Below are 15776 nucleotides of genomic sequence, written 5' to 3'. Positions count from 1 at the left end.
TTTTAAACCGACATTAAAAAGGCCGCTTAAAGCGGCCTTTTTTTGTAATATATTGATTTAATTAACTTTTTTTACCAAGGTGAGCGGATTATCTTCGTCCGTAAAGTCTATCGAAAACTCATATAATCCCGAACTTGGGGGAGTAAAACGAAAGTTTTCATTTGTACTATTACAATTGGTATTTGCTGGTACATTAACTTCAATTATCTGATTTGATTTATCCAAATAGCCGCAGTTTGAGCCTTCGGTCCAGTCTTTATCTACAAAACGAAACTCATATGGTTGTCCATCGGCGATTAGCTCTGTTTTCACGGAATATACATTATCTGCTGATTCCTCAACCTTAAACGCCTCATCAGCTTCCCACCAGGTAAAACCACCACGTAGATAAAGGTCGTCATGACTTTTAGGCTGATAAAAATCCGTTAACGCAGAAGTAGCAGCACAACCATTTAAAAGGGCTGTGCTTAACAGTAAAGTGCAAACAGGATGTTTTAAATAACTAAACAATTTCAATCCCTTCAATCTAGGCTTGCTGCAATAATGCTATATCCGCAACATTTAAAAATTGCTGATGCAGGTTATTTAATAAGGCCAGGCGGTTTGCCTGCTGTGCCTTGTCTTCACACATTACCATTACGTTATCGAAGAAATTATCTATGGCAGGACGAAGTGCCGCTAATTCAGTTAATACGGCCTGATAGTCAGCATTTGCCAGTTTATCCAGATTGTTCTGTTTGCTTTTTTCTAGCTGCGCGTAAAGTTCCTGCTCGGCTTTGTCAGTTAGTAACGCTGAATCGACTTCTGCGTTACTATCTACAGAATTCTTCGCCAGTATGTTGCCTACACGTTTGTTTGCTGCCGCAAGGCTCTGAGCGCTTTCTAAGGTATAAAAGTGGCTCACACCTTTAACACGGGCATCGAAATCCGCAGGTTTGGTTGGCTGTGTAGCCAATACTGCGTGGATAACATCGACACTAATGCCTTGTTCCTGATAAATAGCCCTGAAGCGTCCTAACAAAAACTCCAGGACATCAGATTCAACACTCTGATTTGTTAGTTTGTCTCCAAGTTGCTGTTTGGCAATCGCAATCAGTTCCACTAAATCCAGTTGTAGATTGTTATCCATTATAATTCTGAGCAGTCCAATAGCGGCACGGCGCAGGGCAAAGGGGTCTTTATCACCTTTTGGCAGCATGCCAATACCAAATATACCTACCAGGGTATCCAGTTTATCGGCTAAAGCCACTGCATTGCTCACCATGGATGTAGGCAGTTGGTCACCGGCAAAACGCGGCATATATTGTTCATTGAGGGCAAGAGCAACTTCGCTGTCTTCACCATCATTATGGGCGTAGTACATACCCATGACACCCTGAACGTCAGGAAACTCCATGACCATCTCGGTCATCAGGTCTGTTTTACTTAATAAACCTGCCCGCGCAGCCTTTGTTTTATCTGCGCCAATTTTTTCAGCAATATCTGCCGCGATATCAGCAATACGCTGCGACTTATCAGCTAATGTTCCTAACTTTTGCTGGAACATTACACTGTTCAAACTTTCAAGGCGTGATTCAAGAGTTTTCTTTTTATCGGTTTGATAAAAGAATTCTGCATCCGCTAAACGTGGACGAATAACCTTTTCATTACCTTTAATGACCTGCTCCGGATCATGACTTTCGATGTTAGTCACAAAAATAAAGCGAGGTAATAATTTGCCTTGCGTATCAATAACCGGAAAATACTTTTGATCACCTTTCATGGTATAAATCAGCGCTTCTTTTGGTACCTGTAGAAAGCTTTCCTCAAAAGAAGCGGTTAATATAACTGGCCACTCAACTAAAGCTGTGACTTCATCAAGAAGTTCTGCATCAATATCCACAGTTGCGCCTTCCTGCTCGGCAGCTTGCAGAATACCTTGTTCAATTTTCTGTTTACGTGAAGCAAAATCGGCTAAAACAAAGTGGTTTTCCAATTGAACTAAGTAATTATCTGCGTGATCCAATTCAAAGTTGGTTTTACCGTGGAAACGATGGCCCTGGATCAAGCGCGAGGATTTAATGCCTAATACTTCTGCATCTAACAATGACTCGCCGTACAAAATGGTGACGGTATGCACTGGGCGGATAAATTGGTGTTTAGAGTTACCCCAACGCATTGGTTTGGGGATTGGTAATTTACTCAGACTGGTGCGGATCAGCTCTTCTACTAAATCGGAGATATGACTGCCAGCCACTTTGGCGTTATATAATAACCATTCGCCTTTATCTGTGGTTAAGCGCTCAGCTTCTGAAACATCAATACCGTTTCCGCGAGCCCAACCCATAGCGGCTTTGGTTGGCTGTCCATTGTCATCAAATGCTGCAGAAACGGCTGGGCCGCGTTTTTCTACTACTTTGTCATGCTGCTGAGCCTGCAGGTTTTTAACTTCTACTGCCAGCCGACGTGGTGTTGCAAACCAGCGAACTGAATCGAAGGCTAATTCGAGGCTGTTTAATCCTGTTTCGATATTTAATGCCAGAGCAGAAGCCAAAGTTGTCAATGCTTTTGGTGGTAATTCTTCGGTACCAATTTCAAATAATAATGTTTGTTGCTGCTGCATTGATTACTTCTCCTTACTGCACATTGGAAAGCCCAGTGCTTCCCTGGCCTGATAATAACTTTCGGCGCAGGCCTTAGATAAAGTTCTGACTCTTAAAATATAACGTTGTCTTTCAGTGACTGATATTGCATGACGAGCATCTAACAGATTAAAGGCATGAGATGCTTTCATCACTTGTTCGTAGGCTGGTAAAGGTAAGCCTTTTTCAATCAGCAACTGACTTTCCTTTTCGCACTGATCAAATTCCTTAAACAGTGCATCAACGTCTGCAACTTCAAAGTTATAAGTCGATTGTTCAACCTCATTTTGGTGGAATACGTCACCGTAGGTTACTTTGCCCATTGGGCCATCGGTCCAGATCAGATCATAGATACTGTCCACACCTTGTATATACATAGCTAAACGTTCAAGACCATAGGTGATCTCGCCTGTAACCGGTGAGCATTCGAGTCCACCTACTTGTTGGAAGTAAGTAAACTGTGTGACTTCCATACCGTTTAACCAGACTTCCCAACCTAATCCCCACGCGCCAAGGGTAGGGGATTCCCAGTTATCTTCCACAAAACGGATATCATGTACTTCCGGGTCAAAGCCCAGTTCTTTTAGTGAGTCCAGATAAAGTTGCTGAATATTATCGGGCGAAGGTTTGAGCATCACCTGAAACTGATAATAATGCTGCAGGCGGTTAGGGTTTTCACCATAACGTCCATCTGTGGGACGACGACAAGGCTGTACGTAAGCACTGCTGATTGGCTCAGGACCAATTGAACGAAGGAATGTCATAGGGTGAAAAGTTCCTGCACCCACTTGCATATCTAACGGTTGAATAATCACACATCCCTGACGTGCCCAATAATCCTGTAATGCCAGGATCAATCCCTGAAAGGTTTTTATGTCAAACTTCTGCATAACGCACCAAAAAGCCCTGTAATTTCTAAAAATAAATGGGCACAAGTATACCTTTTGAACTACAACGAAAGTAGGCCTAAAAGTGTAAAAACAAGGCTAAAACAAGGGAATCGGTCAAATAAATTCCTTTTTGTAGATGAGGAAATATTACCGGAGGAAGAAACTAGCCTGAGTAAGGTTTCATCACCCAGGCTAGCGAAGCTAGTCAAAGGAGTGGATTGAATTCTCTTAATAGTGCGATTTCTTTTAATATGCTGCTTTCTGCTTGTGCTTCCAACTCTTCACGCTGTTTATCCATCGCACGTCTTTCATGCTTAGGTTGTTTTTCACGTTCTTCATGAGTTGGCATATGTTTTATCTGTGCATAAAGCTGATGAAGAGCCGGGAATCGTGCTACAAAATCCGGTCGTTGTTCTAAAGGTAAGGTTTCGAGCAATACACATAAACGAATACAACCTTCAGAAATATCACATTGCTGCTGCTCCATTGCCATCGCGATGGTATCTATGCTTTGCATGATATTTTTAATTCGTTGCTCGCGCACACGTTGCTGGGAGGTATTTTGTTGCTTAAGTAAAAACAGTAAACGTCCAGCATATATGCCTAAACCAGCAATAATTAACAATCCAATGGTGAGTAACAGATAAACTATCATCTTGAATACTTATTGAGATCAGCGTTTTCCAGTTTACTGATCAGATCCTGCTCTTTATTATCTTCTGTATTACCATCTTCATCAGAGTTGATGCCCAATAATTCACATAAAACCTGATGGCGTTGCATTTTTTCATTAACGTATTGCTGTCGTTCAACGCTAATCGACAGGCCTTGATCCAACTGATCCAGCAAAGACTCAAGACGCTCGTCTGCTTCTATTGCTGCTAACTCTTGTGCTGGTGAAAAGTATTTTTTCTTTGCGGTAGCAGGAGATTGCTTGACTGGTGATGTAGCTACCAACGGCACCGGTTTTTTGCTTCCTGTTCTGGGGTCTTTTTTCAGCGTATTGCCCGCAGCTGTAGTTGGCTTTTCTACAGCAGAATGACGTGAACCTGCAGGCTTACCCTTATGTTTTTTTACCCGCTCCGGTTTTATTTTTCTAACGCGATCTTCTTTAGGTACGCTACGTACCCCAATGAGTCCAACTTTGCGTGACTTTTTCTTTCTTGGCATGATCATTCTGCTTGTTGATTAATTGGCTTAATTTTAACGCTGCAGAGACAAGTTATCGAGCTTTACTCGATAATAAGTATTAATGAGCAGGAATTGGACAGAAAAAAAGCGACAGTGAATGCTGTCGCTTCTTATAAACTGAGTGCCAAACGACACTTCTCCCATTTATTCCCTTTGTATCTAGGACATCAATGTCTGGTGCTTCCCTTATTTTTATTTTTTACGAAGCCGGTATTATTGTTGTTGGTCATCCTGACGCTTTATCATTCGTCCAATGTGCTTTCCAACCGAAAGCTAAATAGGGAGCAGCATTTGCTTAAACAATTACCACTCGGTCTTCCCTGTGCGAGCTATACAGCCCTATCTCCTTTTTGTTGGAACAAGAGATTACACGATTGAAAAATATTTACAACTAATTTACAAATTTGTTACAAATGTATTTTAAATACCGGTTTTATTACGTTTTTCAAATGCTTTAGTGTAAACCGCCAACATATTTTGACAGTATTTCAATATCTTCATCTGATAAATGTTTTGCTATATCCTGCATCATGCCATTGGGATCATTAGCACGCGCACCACTACGGAATTTCTCTAACTGTGTTTTGATATAGGTTGCATGTTGTCCGCTAATATCGGGGAAACCTGCCAGACCCATACCGTTTCCACGTGGACCATGGCAAGCCGCACAAGCTGCAAGGCGTTTTTCTGCATCACCACCGCGAAACAATTTATTACCTTGTTCAACAACATTTTCCGGGGTTGTGCCTTCTTTGGCTTTTTGTCCCGAGAAGTAAGCGGCTAAATCTTCAATATCCTGATCAGATAAAGGTGCTGCCATCCCATTCATAACAGGATCGTTACGTCCTTCCTCACCACCTGATTTAGAGGCTGCGCGAAAGTCATGCAATTGTTTAATGATGTATTCAGCATGCTGGCCGGCCAGTTTAGGGTACATATCAACAACACTGTTGCCGTCAGCACCATGGCAGGCAGCACAGGTAGCTGCTTTTGCTTTTCCAGCTTCTGCATCACCTACAGCGTTGGCAGATGTAACAAAACCTAAACTCAAACAAACCAGAAGACATAATTTTTTCATACTTATTCTCGTTGTACGATTATTGGGCACGCGAAAAGAATAGCCGTATTTTACACATTTATGCTTTGAGTAAAATAAATTCCCGCTGTTTTGTGTGGATAATCGTTAAATTAGTCCATAAAAGCAGCGTGTTACGGTTATCTCACACGTAAAAATGCTATAGTGACGGCAAATTTTATCTAAGAGAAGTGAAAATGTCTTTTTACTCTAAGGCTAAGTTTCTACTCAGTGCGCCGGACATTCGCCATTTAGGTCCCGACGAGGGAGTAGAAGTCGCTTTTGCTGGTCGTTCTAATGCGGGAAAATCCAGTGCATTGAATACGTTAACTCGCCAGAAAAACCTGGCCAGAACCAGTAAAACACCTGGCCGTACTCAATTAATAAATGTATTTGAACTGGATGAATCGCGTCGGTTAATAGATTTACCAGGCTATGGATTTGCCCAGGTGCCAATGGAAATGAAGAAAAAATGGCAAAAGTCATTGGGTGAGTATTTGCAAATGCGTGATAGTTTAAAAGGTTTAGTGGTGTTAATGGATATTCGCCATCCTTTTAAAGATTTAGACCAGGATCTTATTCAATGGGCGGTGGACAGCGATTTGCCTGTTTTGGCATTGCTTACTAAGTCTGACAAATTAAAATCCGGTAAACGTAAAGCACAACTTTTGATGGCACGTGAAGCCGCATTAGCATTTTGTGGAGATGTGACGGTTGAGTGCTTTTCGTCATTAAAGCGTGATGGTGTGGTTAAAGTAGAAGGAATTTTAAATCACTGGTTTGGTTTAATCGCTGAGAGCGAACCTGAAACCATCATTGACAATCCCCAGTAAAAGAAAGCCCCGCATAAAGCGGGGCGAAGGGAGACAACAATAAATGTACAGTGCATTCGTAAGTTAAGAGCCTCCCGTTTCCATAAAGTTCAAATAAATTCTCAAAAAATTAAAATTATTTTTCAGGCTATTAAAATGCTGCTCTTGTTTAGGTGCGGCTGACTAATTGTGTAATAAAATTACGAATTGCTAAATTAGATAAGGACGGCGACACTAAGGCGGTAAATTGCAGGCAAAAAAAAGCCCCGGCATTAAACCGAGGCCTAAGCAAAGGTCTGATATTAAATCGTCCCTCTGTACCCTACGGAACGAATAATAATCAAATTGACTGGCATTGCAATATTTTTTAGTAATAAAACTACAAAAAATTGCTATAAAACCATATTTATTAATCGACGCTTAGTGCGCTTCTTCCCAGTTTGAACCTTGTCCAGCCTCCACTAATAAAGGCACTGAAAGCGTTACTGCATCCTGCATTATCGATGCTATCGTTTTGGAATGCTGATCGATAAACTGTTCTTTTATTTCAAAAACCAATTCATCGTGCACCTGCATTATCATGCGTACTTCGCCTTGTGGCAGACCTTTAATCCATTCGGCTACTTTTAACATTGCCTTTTTAATGATGTCAGAGGCGGTGCCTTGCATTGGCGCGTTAATCGCTGCACGTTCCGCTCCTTTACGTGCAGCTCCATTACGTGAATTGATTTCCGATAAATATAAACGACGGCCAAATACGGTTTCAACAAAACCATATTCTTTAGCGAATTCGCGGGTGGTATCCATATAGGTTAAAACGCCCGGGTAGCGTTCAAAATACAAATCCATATATTTTTGCGCTTCATTACGCGGGATATGTAATTGTTTGGCTAAACCAAATGCCGACATGCCATAAATCAAACCAAAGTTAATCGCTTTAGCACTGCGACGCTGATCGCTGGTGACCTCATCTAATGAAACACCAAATACCTCGGCGGCAGTGGACTTGTGAATATCTTTGCCATGAGCAAATGCATCGAGCAAGCCTTTATCTGCAGACAAATGCGCCATAATGCGCAACTCAATCTGAGAATAATCGGCAGCAACAATTTTATAGCCTTTTTCAGCAATAAAGGCCTGACGGACTTTTCTGCCTTCTTCGGTTCTGATTGGAATGTTCTGCAGGTTTGGGTCGGTAGATGAGAGTCGTCCGGTTGCTGCGATAGCCTGATGATAAGAGGTGTGTACACGGCCGGTACGATGATGGATCATCTTAGGCAACTTGTCGGTATAAGTTGATTTAAGCTTGGTTAAACCTCGGTACTCAAGTAACTTTTTAGGTAACTCGTATTCTTCGGCCAATTGCTGCAGCACTTCTTCAGCGGTCGATGGCACACCTTTGGGCGTTTTTTTAATAACCGGTAACGACAATTTTTCAAACAGAATTTGTTGTAGCTGCTTGGTTGAATTCAGGTTGAAGGCTTCACCGGCCAGTTCATGCACTTCCTTTTCCAGCTGCATAATACGGGTGGCTAAAAATTGACTTTGCTCAAGCAGTTTTTGGCTGTCGATTAAAACGCCAGTTTGTTCCATGTCTGCCAGTACGGGCACCAGCGGAACTTCCACATCCTGCAGTGTTTGTTTTAAACCTGCGATGGTCTCAATCTGTGGCCATAGATGCTGGTGTAACCTTAGGGTAATGTCGGCGTCTTCTGCGGCATAGTGGCCAGCTTGCTCCAGATCGATCTGATTAAAGGTTAATTGTTTGGCACCTTTACCTGCAATATCCTCAAAATGAACCGTCTGCACGCCTAAATAGCGATCTGCCAGACTGTCCATATCATGTCTGCCGGCTGTGCTGTTAAATACATAGGATTCGAGCATGGTATCAAACGCAATGCCCTGTAACTTAATGTCGTAATTAGCCAGAACATTCATATCGTATTTAATGTGTTGGCCAACTTTTAATTGTTCAGGGTTTTCCAGTATGGGTTTGAGCTTTTGTAGCACCAGCTCGAGACTTAACTGGTCAGGGGCGCCCGGATAGTCATGTGCAACCGGTAAATATGCCGCTTCTCCAGCTGTAACCGAGAAAGAAAAACCAACCAGTTCCGCATCCATATAATTAATACTGGTGGTTTCGGTATCAAAGGCAAACAAATCAGCCTTGCTGAGTTTTTCAATCCATTCATCCAGCTGAGTTTCAGTCAGAATTGTGCTGTAGTTAACCTCAATATCAGATTCAACCGTGGCTGATGTATCCGGGTCAGATGTTTCTGCCGCAGCACCCATTGCAGCGCGGGCCTCGGCTGTCCAGCGTTTAAAGTTTTGCTCTTCATACAAACTAAGCAACAAATCATAATCGGCAGGAGCAGGGGACAGGGTTTGCGGTGCAACATCCATTTCCACATCGGTTTTAATGGTTGCAAGCAAATAAGACAAACGCGCTTGTTCTTCGTTGTCCGCCATTTTAGCCGCCATGGTTTTGGCACCGCGAAAATCTAATGCCGCAATTTTGTCGAGGTTTTGATAAATGTCATCAATCCCGCCAATGCCTTGTAACATGCCTAACGCACTCTTGTCGCCGACGCCCGGTACTCCCGGAATGTTATCCACTTTGTCGCCTTTAAGAGCCAGGAAGTCGATGATCAATTCCGGGCCAACACCAAACTTTTCCACAACACCTTCGTTGTCCATAATGGTATTGGTCATGGTATTAATGAGCGTGACATGCTCGTTTACCAATTGCGCCATATCTTTATCGCCAGTACTGATCAGGGTATGAATCCCGGCTTCGCTAGCTTGTCGTGCCAGAGTGCCTATCACGTCGTCGGCTTCAACACCTGATTCCACAATCAGGGGTAAACCCATGGCTTTAATAATGTTGTGTAAAGGCTCTATTTGGCAGCGTAAATCGTCCGGCATCGGAGGGCGCTGTGCTTTGTATTCCGGATAAATGTCGTCGCGAAAGGTTTTGCCTTTGGCGTCAAATACCACCGCAATATGAGTTGGATTATATTGTTTAATCAAACTCTTAAGCATATTCACCACACCATAAATGGCGTTGGTGGGCTGCCCTTGCGGATTTTGCATGCTGTTTGGGTTGATGGCATGAAATGCCCGGAACAGATAGGATGATCCGTCCACCAAAATAAAAGGATTATCGGCTACTTTGCTCATAATTTTTGCGGTTGATAAGTTTGGTGGTAAGGATGCCATAGATCAGCATTTGTCACCATACACAGCCACACACAAGCCTGTGGATAACTCTGTTGAGAAAAATTTTATAAATACAATAAGACTACCTTTCTGAAAAACCAGAAAAGCACTGGAGGCTATATAAATAAAGGACTATCGGGGTGAAACTATGCTCGAAGACCCTGTTTTATTTTTATTCAATCCCTGTGGATAATGCTACTGACAAAAAATACAGTTTGGCGTAGCAGGTTAGCTACTCTACCATAACCCCGATTGATGAAAAGCGTTGCGATTAAAGTTTTTTGACACAAAAACGACTAAATAACCGGCAAAAAAAGCATAAGCCATATAAACACTGAGATGGAGAGCGAAATGAAAAAAGTTGCAGTAATTTTAAGTGGCTGTGGAGTTTATGATGGAAGTGAGATCCATGAAGCCGTTCTCACATTGCTATCTATAAAGTTAGCGGGTGCTGACTATCGTTGTTTCGCTCCTGATATTGAGCAGTATCATGTGGTAAATCATATAAATGGGCGGGTGGAAGAAAACCAGACACGAAACGTACTTACTGAATCTGCAAGAATTACGCGTGGAGATATTGAAGATATTACCCTTCTTGATCCTACAGAGTTTGATGCATTGCTGATCCCAGGTGGTTTCGGTGCTGCTAAAAACTTGTGTGATTTTGCGATTAGCGGAACCGACACTAAGGTAAACCCGGATGTGCTCAAAGTCGCCAAAGCCTTTGCAGATGTAAAAAAAGCTGCAGGTTATGCCTGTATAGCCCCAGCCATGATGCCTTTGGTATATGGTAAAGGTGTGCGCATGACAATTGGTACCGACCAGGATACCGCTGCCGCAATCCGCATGATGGGGGCTGATCATGTTAGCTGTGAAGTGGATGATGTCGTGCTGGATAACGACAACCGGGTTGTTTCTACTCCCGCTTATATGTTGGCAACCTCCATAGATGAAGCCTACAAAGGCATCCAGAAATGGGTATTAACTGTTTTAGCTCTGGCTTAGGGTAAATCGAGTTATGAGTGCGAGTGGGGATAAAATTCTTTATCTGCTTAAAACTAAAGGGGTACAAACCAGCAAGGCGTTAGCCACTATGTTGGATATGACGCCAATGGGCGCACGTCAGCACTTATTGCAATTGCAAAAAGAAAAACTGGTGAATCCGTACAGTCTGGCAGAAAAAAGAGGGCGGCCTACTCAATACTGGCAATTAACATCACTGGCACTGAAACGCTTTCCCGATCGTCATGAACAATTAACGCTTAATTTGCTTAATTCGATAAAAATGGTATTTGGCCAACAGGGACTAGACCAGCTGATTGCTCAGCGTGAATACCAACATAGTCAGTCTTATAACGAACAACTCAACAAACATAGTGAGCTAAAACAAAAGGTGTCAGCTCTGGTGTCGTTGCGTTGTGATGAAGGTTATATGGCGGAAATGCAAACTGTAAATGACCATGAATTTTTACTGATTGAAAATCACTGTCCAATATGTGCGGCAGCAACTGAATGCCAGGAATTGTGTCGTTCAGAATTGCAGTTATTTCAGCGTTGTTTTGATAAAGACGCTGACGTAAAACGCGCCGAACATCTGTTAGAAGGTGCCCGGCGCTGTGTTTATCGTATCAAAGCTAAGGGTAGCCTTTAAAAGCTAACCTCTGCTTTGTCTATGTCGGTTTGATACACTTTTCCGTACTTCTCTAGCTTGGATTTAATTTCCGCTGCCTTACCCACCACGACAAATTGCAAATTGTCTCTGGGGAAATAACGCTTAACCAGCTGATTGGCTCGTTCTACATCCAGCTTACTCACTCTTTGATTAAACTGGTTAATAAATTGCTGATCAAAATCATAGATAAACATATTGCCCAGTAAATCGGCCAGCTCTGCTGAGGTTTCGTATTTAGGCGGAAATTGACCTTTTACATAAGCTTTAGCTGATTCAAGCGTTTGTATATCAATGCCTGGCTCCCACAGCTTTTGATAGGTACTTAGTGCTAAGTCGATGGCTTGTTCGGTGGTTGCCGTTTTAGTAAAGGTATAAATCGAAAAACTACCAGCGTATTTATTGGCACTAAAAGAGCTACGTGCCCCATAAGTTAAGCCCGCATTAACGCGTAACGCATCGTTTAACCATGAGGTGAAACGACCACCTAAGATGGTATTAAGCACAGTCAGTTCCACGTAATCCGGGTTGCTGCGTTTTATACCCGGCCCACCGATCACAAACGTACTTTCAATCGCATCTGCTTTATTAACTAAAAGTACATTTGCTTGTTGTGCCGGATCTATGCCAGTGAGCATGAGAGGTTTGGTGGTTTTACCTTGCCAGTCTTTTAGCAGGATTTTTAATTTACTCAGCATTTTGTCACTGTCGAAATCACCCACCACTATTAATGCAGCGTTGTCCGGTGTATAAAATTGCTGATAGAAGTTTTTAACGTCAGCAAGATTAATACTTTCGATGCTGTGCTTATCACCATCCTGAATGCTGGCATACGGATGATTGCGATAAAGTAGTTGATTGAAATAATCGTAAATTACCGCTTTAGGGCTTTGACGTTTTTCATCAAGTTGCGACAAATAACGTTGTTTGAATTTATCAAACTCTTCATTATCAAAAGCGGGTGCTGTCAGTACTTGCTTTAATAATTCCAGTACTTTATCGGCATCCTTATTCACAAACGATGCACTTAATGCTGATGATTCCAGGCCAGCAGAGCTATTCATGTTTGCGCCAATAAAATCCAGTTGGGCATCCAACTCACTTTTTGGTGTTTGTTGGGTACCCAACATCAGCGTTTCAGCAGTTAGGTTGGCTAAACCGGCTTTATTATTGTTTATCGCACCCGCTTTGAGTTGTACCTTAACCTCAATTAATGGCACTTCGTGTTGTTCCATCAAATACAGGGTTAAGCCGTTATCTAAAGTCACTTTCTGGTATTCAGGAAGCTGGAATTGCTCAGCTGAACTAAAAAACGCGACACTGCTCAATAACAGGCCAACCAAGGGTTTAAAGATCGTCTTCATGGCTATCTTCCTGATTATTTAAAATACCGACCGTGCGATTCGCTTTGCGTAAATATTGTTTGGCAACGCGTTGTATATCCTGCGCTGTGACTTTTTCGAAAGCCGCAGGGGCGTTAAACAGCTTTTTATAGTCACCAAAATACACCTGATAAGCACCGATATTATTGGCTTTGCCATTGATGGTTTGCATGTCTCGGTAGAAATTAACCAGACGATTGTTTTTGGCTTTTTGCAGTTCGGTGGCGCTGACCCCGTTTTTGATCACTGAATTAATTTGCTCAATCAGGCCTTTTTCCAATGTTGCAGCGTCTACATCTTTTGCTGCCACTGCATATATATAAAATAAATTGGGGTCGATAGATTCCCACACAAAGCTGCTGGCACTGGTCGCAATTTGCTGTTCATCTATTAATGCTGTGGTGAAACGTGAACTTTTGCCATCTGACAAAATATCCGACAGCAAACTCAGCGGATAATAGTCTGGGTGTTGGCTGGCGGGAATATGGAAACCCATCATAATGTTAGGGCTGGATACCGATGCTTTATGCACGTAAACACGGCGTTCACCTTTTTGCTGTGGTTCTACCGTATGAATTTTGCGCGGCGCAGGTTGCGCGGGAATCGGCTCAAAATATTGTTTGGCCAGCTTTTCCACTTGTTTGGTATCAACATCGCCTACGATAACCAGCACCGCATTATTGGGTGCGTAATAGGTTTTGTGGTACTGCTGTAAATCTTTTAGTGACCAGTTAGCAATATCTGATTCGTGACCTATTACTGGCCAGCTGTAGGGGTGGGCGCGAAAAGCACTGCCTTTGACTTCTTCCCAGATTGCACGGAAGTTTGAATTTTCTAATCCGGTTGTGCGCTCAGAGGCAACTACACCACGTTCGCTTTCTACCATCTTTGCATCAATGTCGAGATGCTCGATGCGATCCGCTTCTAAATCAAACATTAGTTCCAGTGCATCGGCTGGAAACCAGTCCTGATAAGCCGTGATATCTTCGCTGGTATAAGCATTATTGCTACCCCCAGCGGCTTCCATTGTGCGGTCAAACATTTTGGGGCCATATTTTTTGGCACCATTAAACATCATGTGCTCAAAAAAGTGGGATAAGCCAGTAATGCCCGGGGCTTCATTGCGTGAACCAACCTTCCAAAATGTGTACATGTTGGCGTTGGGAATGGAATGATCCTCCAACACAAACACCTGCATGCCGTTTTTAAGCTCGAATGTATGCACATCTTCTGCTTTAACCATGGCGTTAGCTGAGCTTGCTAAACCCAGCGCAAAACAGGCAAAGATCCAGTTTCGCATTGTTTACTCCTTGAAATATGGCGCAAAAATTTTATTAGAATTTTGCAGTGTAGTGATTTTGCCGCCAATAAGCTAAAGACAAAATGTAATTAAATTTTTACTTAAAATGGCGGATTTGATTTAATGAAAACTCTTAACGTTAATAGCAGTATTTATGAGCGCTACCACTAAATCCTATCACCATGGCAACTTGCGTCAGGCGCTGATGCAAGGCGCAGTCAAGTGTATCCGTGAGCATGGTGCCGAAAATTTAAGTTTGCGTGCGCTGGCGCGCGAAGTGGGTGTATCTCAGGCTGCTCCTTACCGCCATTTTGAAGACAAAGTATCGCTGTTATCGGCATTGGCGAGTGACGGATTCGAGCGCCTGGGGAAAGCTATGCGTGAAGCGTTTGAATTACACGCCGATGATGCTGAAAAGGCTTTGGGGGAAGTGGGTTTAACCTATCTAAAATTTGCGATGCAACATCCGGAAACCTACCGCCTGATGTTTGGTATGAAAGCATCGCAATTTAACCACAATGAAATGGATTCAGGCCATACTGAAGGCTTTTGTGTGCTGGAGGATGTGATTCGTCTGGGATTAATCAAACAGCAATTTAATGCGTTAAACGCTGATGATATTGCTACATCAGCCTGGAGTATGGTGCACGGCTATACCTCTTTAGTGCTCGATGGTTTGATTGAGGTTGATGAACAGCAGGCTACGCAGCAATTTTACGGATTAGCCCAGATCCTGTTACAAGGATTACGCTCACGAAGTGCTTAAAAGAACATTAGTTGGTTGTTAACAGCGGCAATAACACCTCTGGCCACAAAGTGTCGCTAAATCTTTTGTGAAAAAATCCCAGATGACCAATGCGTTTATGTCCCAGTTCTTCGGGTATTAAACGAGTAAGTGTCCAGTTTTCTGCTGCGAACATAGTATGTAATGAATGAATGCTTTGTTCGGTAAGCATCTCATCATCACTGCAATGTATTGCGGTTAAATCTAATTGCAGATTTTCAATTAAGTTTTGCGCCCATTTCCCTTCCGCACCCAGCATATAGTTGGGGTTCAAACACCATTTTCGCCACTGCCAAATGGCATATTTAGGAATATCACCAACCACTCCAATCGATTTTCCGGGAAAATAACCGGCCAAAGGTGTGAGGAGCGGGACTAACAGGTACCACATTAATAATGAACGTTTGCGTAGCTGGGGGGCATTTAGCTTCCAGTAACCATTGCCGGCATTAAAGGTGACCACTTTGTTTAAGTGTTCCTGACCTTGCAACATGGGCAGTAACTGCCCGCCAAAACTATGACCAAACCAAATAATGGGTAATTCTGGCAAGGTTGAGCGCACCCAGTTTAGCGCCGAGGTGGCATCATCCCATGCCCAGCTAGTCAGGCTGGCTTTGTTAATTGGTTTTTTATCTGGGTTGGAAAATCCCATACCTTCATAGTCAAAGGTCAGACAATTAATATTCTGACTCACTAACCAGTGTGCCAACGGGAAATAATAAGACTGCTCTACACCCATTGCCGGCGCCATAATAACTGTGGCTGTGGCATTTTCTGCGGCAAAAAAATGCGCAACAATCTGCTTGGTGTCATTTAAACAAACACGTTGCATA

The 15776-nt window shown here is 42.7% G+C and carries 14 protein-coding genes; 4 read left to right on the top strand and 10 right to left on the bottom strand.

The window, feature by feature from the left end; all coding sequences use genetic code 11:
* Nucleotides 1-57: 57 nt before the first annotated feature.
* The 6 genes from H8B19_RS12155 to H8B19_RS12130 form a co-directional block, all read right to left on the bottom strand.
* Nucleotides 58-510, bottom strand: a complete 453-nt coding sequence (locus tag H8B19_RS12155; protein WP_241737594.1) for an early set domain-containing protein — start codon at nt 508-510, stop codon at nt 58-60.
* Between the two features lie 16 nt (nt 511-526).
* Entirely contained in the window at nt 527-2602 is a 2076-nt protein-coding gene (glyS, locus tag H8B19_RS12150) for a glycine--tRNA ligase subunit beta (protein ID WP_186507162.1), read from the bottom strand.
* Nucleotides 2603-2605: 3 nt separating this feature from the next.
* Nucleotides 2606-3511, bottom strand: a complete 906-nt coding sequence (gene glyQ, locus H8B19_RS12145) for a glycine--tRNA ligase subunit alpha (protein ID WP_186507161.1) — start codon at nt 3509-3511, stop codon at nt 2606-2608.
* 205 nt (nt 3512-3716) lie between these two features.
* Nucleotides 3717-4166, bottom strand: a complete 450-nt coding sequence (locus tag H8B19_RS12140; protein ID WP_186507160.1) for a DUF2489 domain-containing protein — start codon at nt 4164-4166, stop codon at nt 3717-3719.
* Nucleotides 4163-4681, bottom strand: a complete 519-nt coding sequence (gene yihI, locus H8B19_RS12135) for a Der GTPase-activating protein YihI (protein WP_186507159.1) — start codon at nt 4679-4681, stop codon at nt 4163-4165. Before yihI ends, H8B19_RS12140 begins: the two co-directional genes overlap by 4 nt.
* 475 nt (nt 4682-5156) lie before the next feature.
* A complete protein-coding gene (locus H8B19_RS12130; protein WP_186507158.1) occupies nt 5157-5780 on the bottom strand; it encodes a c-type cytochrome in 624 nt (207 codons plus the stop codon).
* Between the two features lie 194 nt (nt 5781-5974).
* Here H8B19_RS12130 and yihA point away from each other — a divergent pair, with 194 nt between their 5' ends.
* A complete protein-coding gene (gene yihA / locus H8B19_RS12125; RefSeq protein WP_186507157.1) occupies nt 5975-6610 on the top strand; it encodes a ribosome biogenesis GTP-binding protein YihA/YsxC in 636 nt (211 codons plus the stop codon).
* A 399-nt stretch (nt 6611-7009) separates the two neighbouring features.
* Here the strand turns inward: yihA and polA are convergent, their stop codons facing one another.
* Nucleotides 7010-9769, bottom strand: a complete 2760-nt coding sequence (polA, locus tag H8B19_RS12120; protein WP_241737593.1) for a DNA polymerase I — start codon at nt 9767-9769, stop codon at nt 7010-7012.
* A gap of 390 nt (nt 9770-10159) precedes the next feature.
* Here polA and elbB point away from each other — a divergent pair, with 390 nt between their 5' ends.
* Together elbB and H8B19_RS12110 are read left to right on the top strand one after the other, a co-directional pair.
* Nucleotides 10160-10813: an isoprenoid biosynthesis glyoxalase ElbB gene (gene elbB, locus H8B19_RS12115; protein ID WP_186507155.1), complete on the top strand. Its 654-nt coding sequence runs from the start codon at nt 10160-10162 to the stop codon at nt 10811-10813.
* A gap of 13 nt (nt 10814-10826) precedes the next feature.
* Nucleotides 10827-11459: a helix-turn-helix transcriptional regulator gene (locus H8B19_RS12110; protein WP_186507154.1), complete on the top strand. Its 633-nt coding sequence runs from the start codon at nt 10827-10829 to the stop codon at nt 11457-11459.
* Here H8B19_RS12110 and H8B19_RS12105 read toward each other — a convergent pair.
* A complete protein-coding gene (locus tag H8B19_RS12105; protein ID WP_186507153.1) occupies nt 11456-12841 on the bottom strand; it encodes a M16 family metallopeptidase in 1386 nt (461 codons plus the stop codon). The two genes, H8B19_RS12110 and H8B19_RS12105, sit on opposite strands and share 4 nt — an antisense overlap.
* Nucleotides 12825-14102, bottom strand: a complete 1278-nt coding sequence (locus H8B19_RS12100; RefSeq protein WP_422121159.1) for a M16 family metallopeptidase — start codon at nt 14100-14102, stop codon at nt 12825-12827. Before H8B19_RS12100 ends, H8B19_RS12105 begins: the two co-directional genes overlap by 17 nt.
* 211 nt (nt 14103-14313) lie before the next feature.
* Here H8B19_RS12100 and H8B19_RS12095 point away from each other — a divergent pair, with 211 nt between their 5' ends.
* Nucleotides 14314-14925, top strand: coding sequence for a TetR/AcrR family transcriptional regulator (locus H8B19_RS12095; protein WP_186507151.1), 612 nt, complete (start codon nt 14314-14316; stop codon nt 14923-14925).
* 7 nt (nt 14926-14932) lie between these two features.
* Here H8B19_RS12095 and H8B19_RS12090 read toward each other — a convergent pair whose 3' ends face one another.
* Entirely contained in the window at nt 14933-15775 is an 843-nt protein-coding gene (locus tag H8B19_RS12090; RefSeq protein ID WP_186507150.1) for an alpha/beta hydrolase family protein, read from the bottom strand.
* Nucleotide 15776: the final 1 nt, after the last annotated feature.

Origin of the sequence: Neptunicella marina, assembly GCF_014270035.1 — a bacterium.
GTDB lineage: Bacteria > Pseudomonadota > Gammaproteobacteria > Enterobacterales > Alteromonadaceae > Neptunicella > Neptunicella marina.
The sequence above is the reverse complement of the archived record's forward strand: the minus strand, read 5'-3'. Positions and strand labels throughout refer to the sequence as shown.

What these genes read in the sequence shown, in the direction of transcription:
- elbB (WP_186507155.1), top strand. Translation starts at nt 10,160, where the DNA reads ATGAAAAAAGTTGCAGTAATTTTAAGTGGCTGTGGAGTTTATGATGGA.
- H8B19_RS12110 (WP_186507154.1), top strand. Translation starts at nt 10,827, where the DNA reads ATGAGTGCGAGTGGGGATAAAATTCTTTATCTGCTTAAAACTAAAGGG.
- H8B19_RS12100 (WP_422121159.1), bottom strand. Translation starts at nt 14,102, where the DNA reads ATGGTTAAAGCAGAAGATGTGCATACATTCGAGCTTAAAAACGGCATG.
- glyS (WP_186507162.1), bottom strand. Translation starts at nt 2,602, where the DNA reads ATGCAGCAGCAACAAACATTATTATTTGAAATTGGTACCGAAGAATTA.
- glyQ (WP_186507161.1), bottom strand. Translation starts at nt 3,511, where the DNA reads ATGCAGAAGTTTGACATAAAAACCTTTCAGGGATTGATCCTGGCATTA.
- polA (WP_241737593.1), bottom strand. Translation starts at nt 9,769, where the DNA reads ATGAGCAAAGTAGCCGATAATCCTTTTATTTTGGTGGACGGATCATCC.
- H8B19_RS12095 (WP_186507151.1), top strand. Translation starts at nt 14,314, where the DNA reads ATGAGCGCTACCACTAAATCCTATCACCATGGCAACTTGCGTCAGGCG.
- yihI (WP_186507159.1), bottom strand. Translation starts at nt 4,681, where the DNA reads ATGCCAAGAAAGAAAAAGTCACGCAAAGTTGGACTCATTGGGGTACGT.
- H8B19_RS12105 (WP_186507153.1), bottom strand. Translation starts at nt 12,841, where the DNA reads ATGAAGACGATCTTTAAACCCTTGGTTGGCCTGTTATTGAGCAGTGTC.
- yihA (WP_186507157.1), top strand. Translation starts at nt 5,975, where the DNA reads ATGTCTTTTTACTCTAAGGCTAAGTTTCTACTCAGTGCGCCGGACATT.
- H8B19_RS12090 (WP_186507150.1), bottom strand. Translation starts at nt 15,775, where the DNA reads ATGCAACGTGTTTGTTTAAATGACACCAAGCAGATTGTTGCGCATTTT.
- H8B19_RS12130 (WP_186507158.1), bottom strand. Translation starts at nt 5,780, where the DNA reads ATGAAAAAATTATGTCTTCTGGTTTGTTTGAGTTTAGGTTTTGTTACA.
- H8B19_RS12140 (WP_186507160.1), bottom strand. Translation starts at nt 4,166, where the DNA reads ATGATAGTTTATCTGTTACTCACCATTGGATTGTTAATTATTGCTGGT.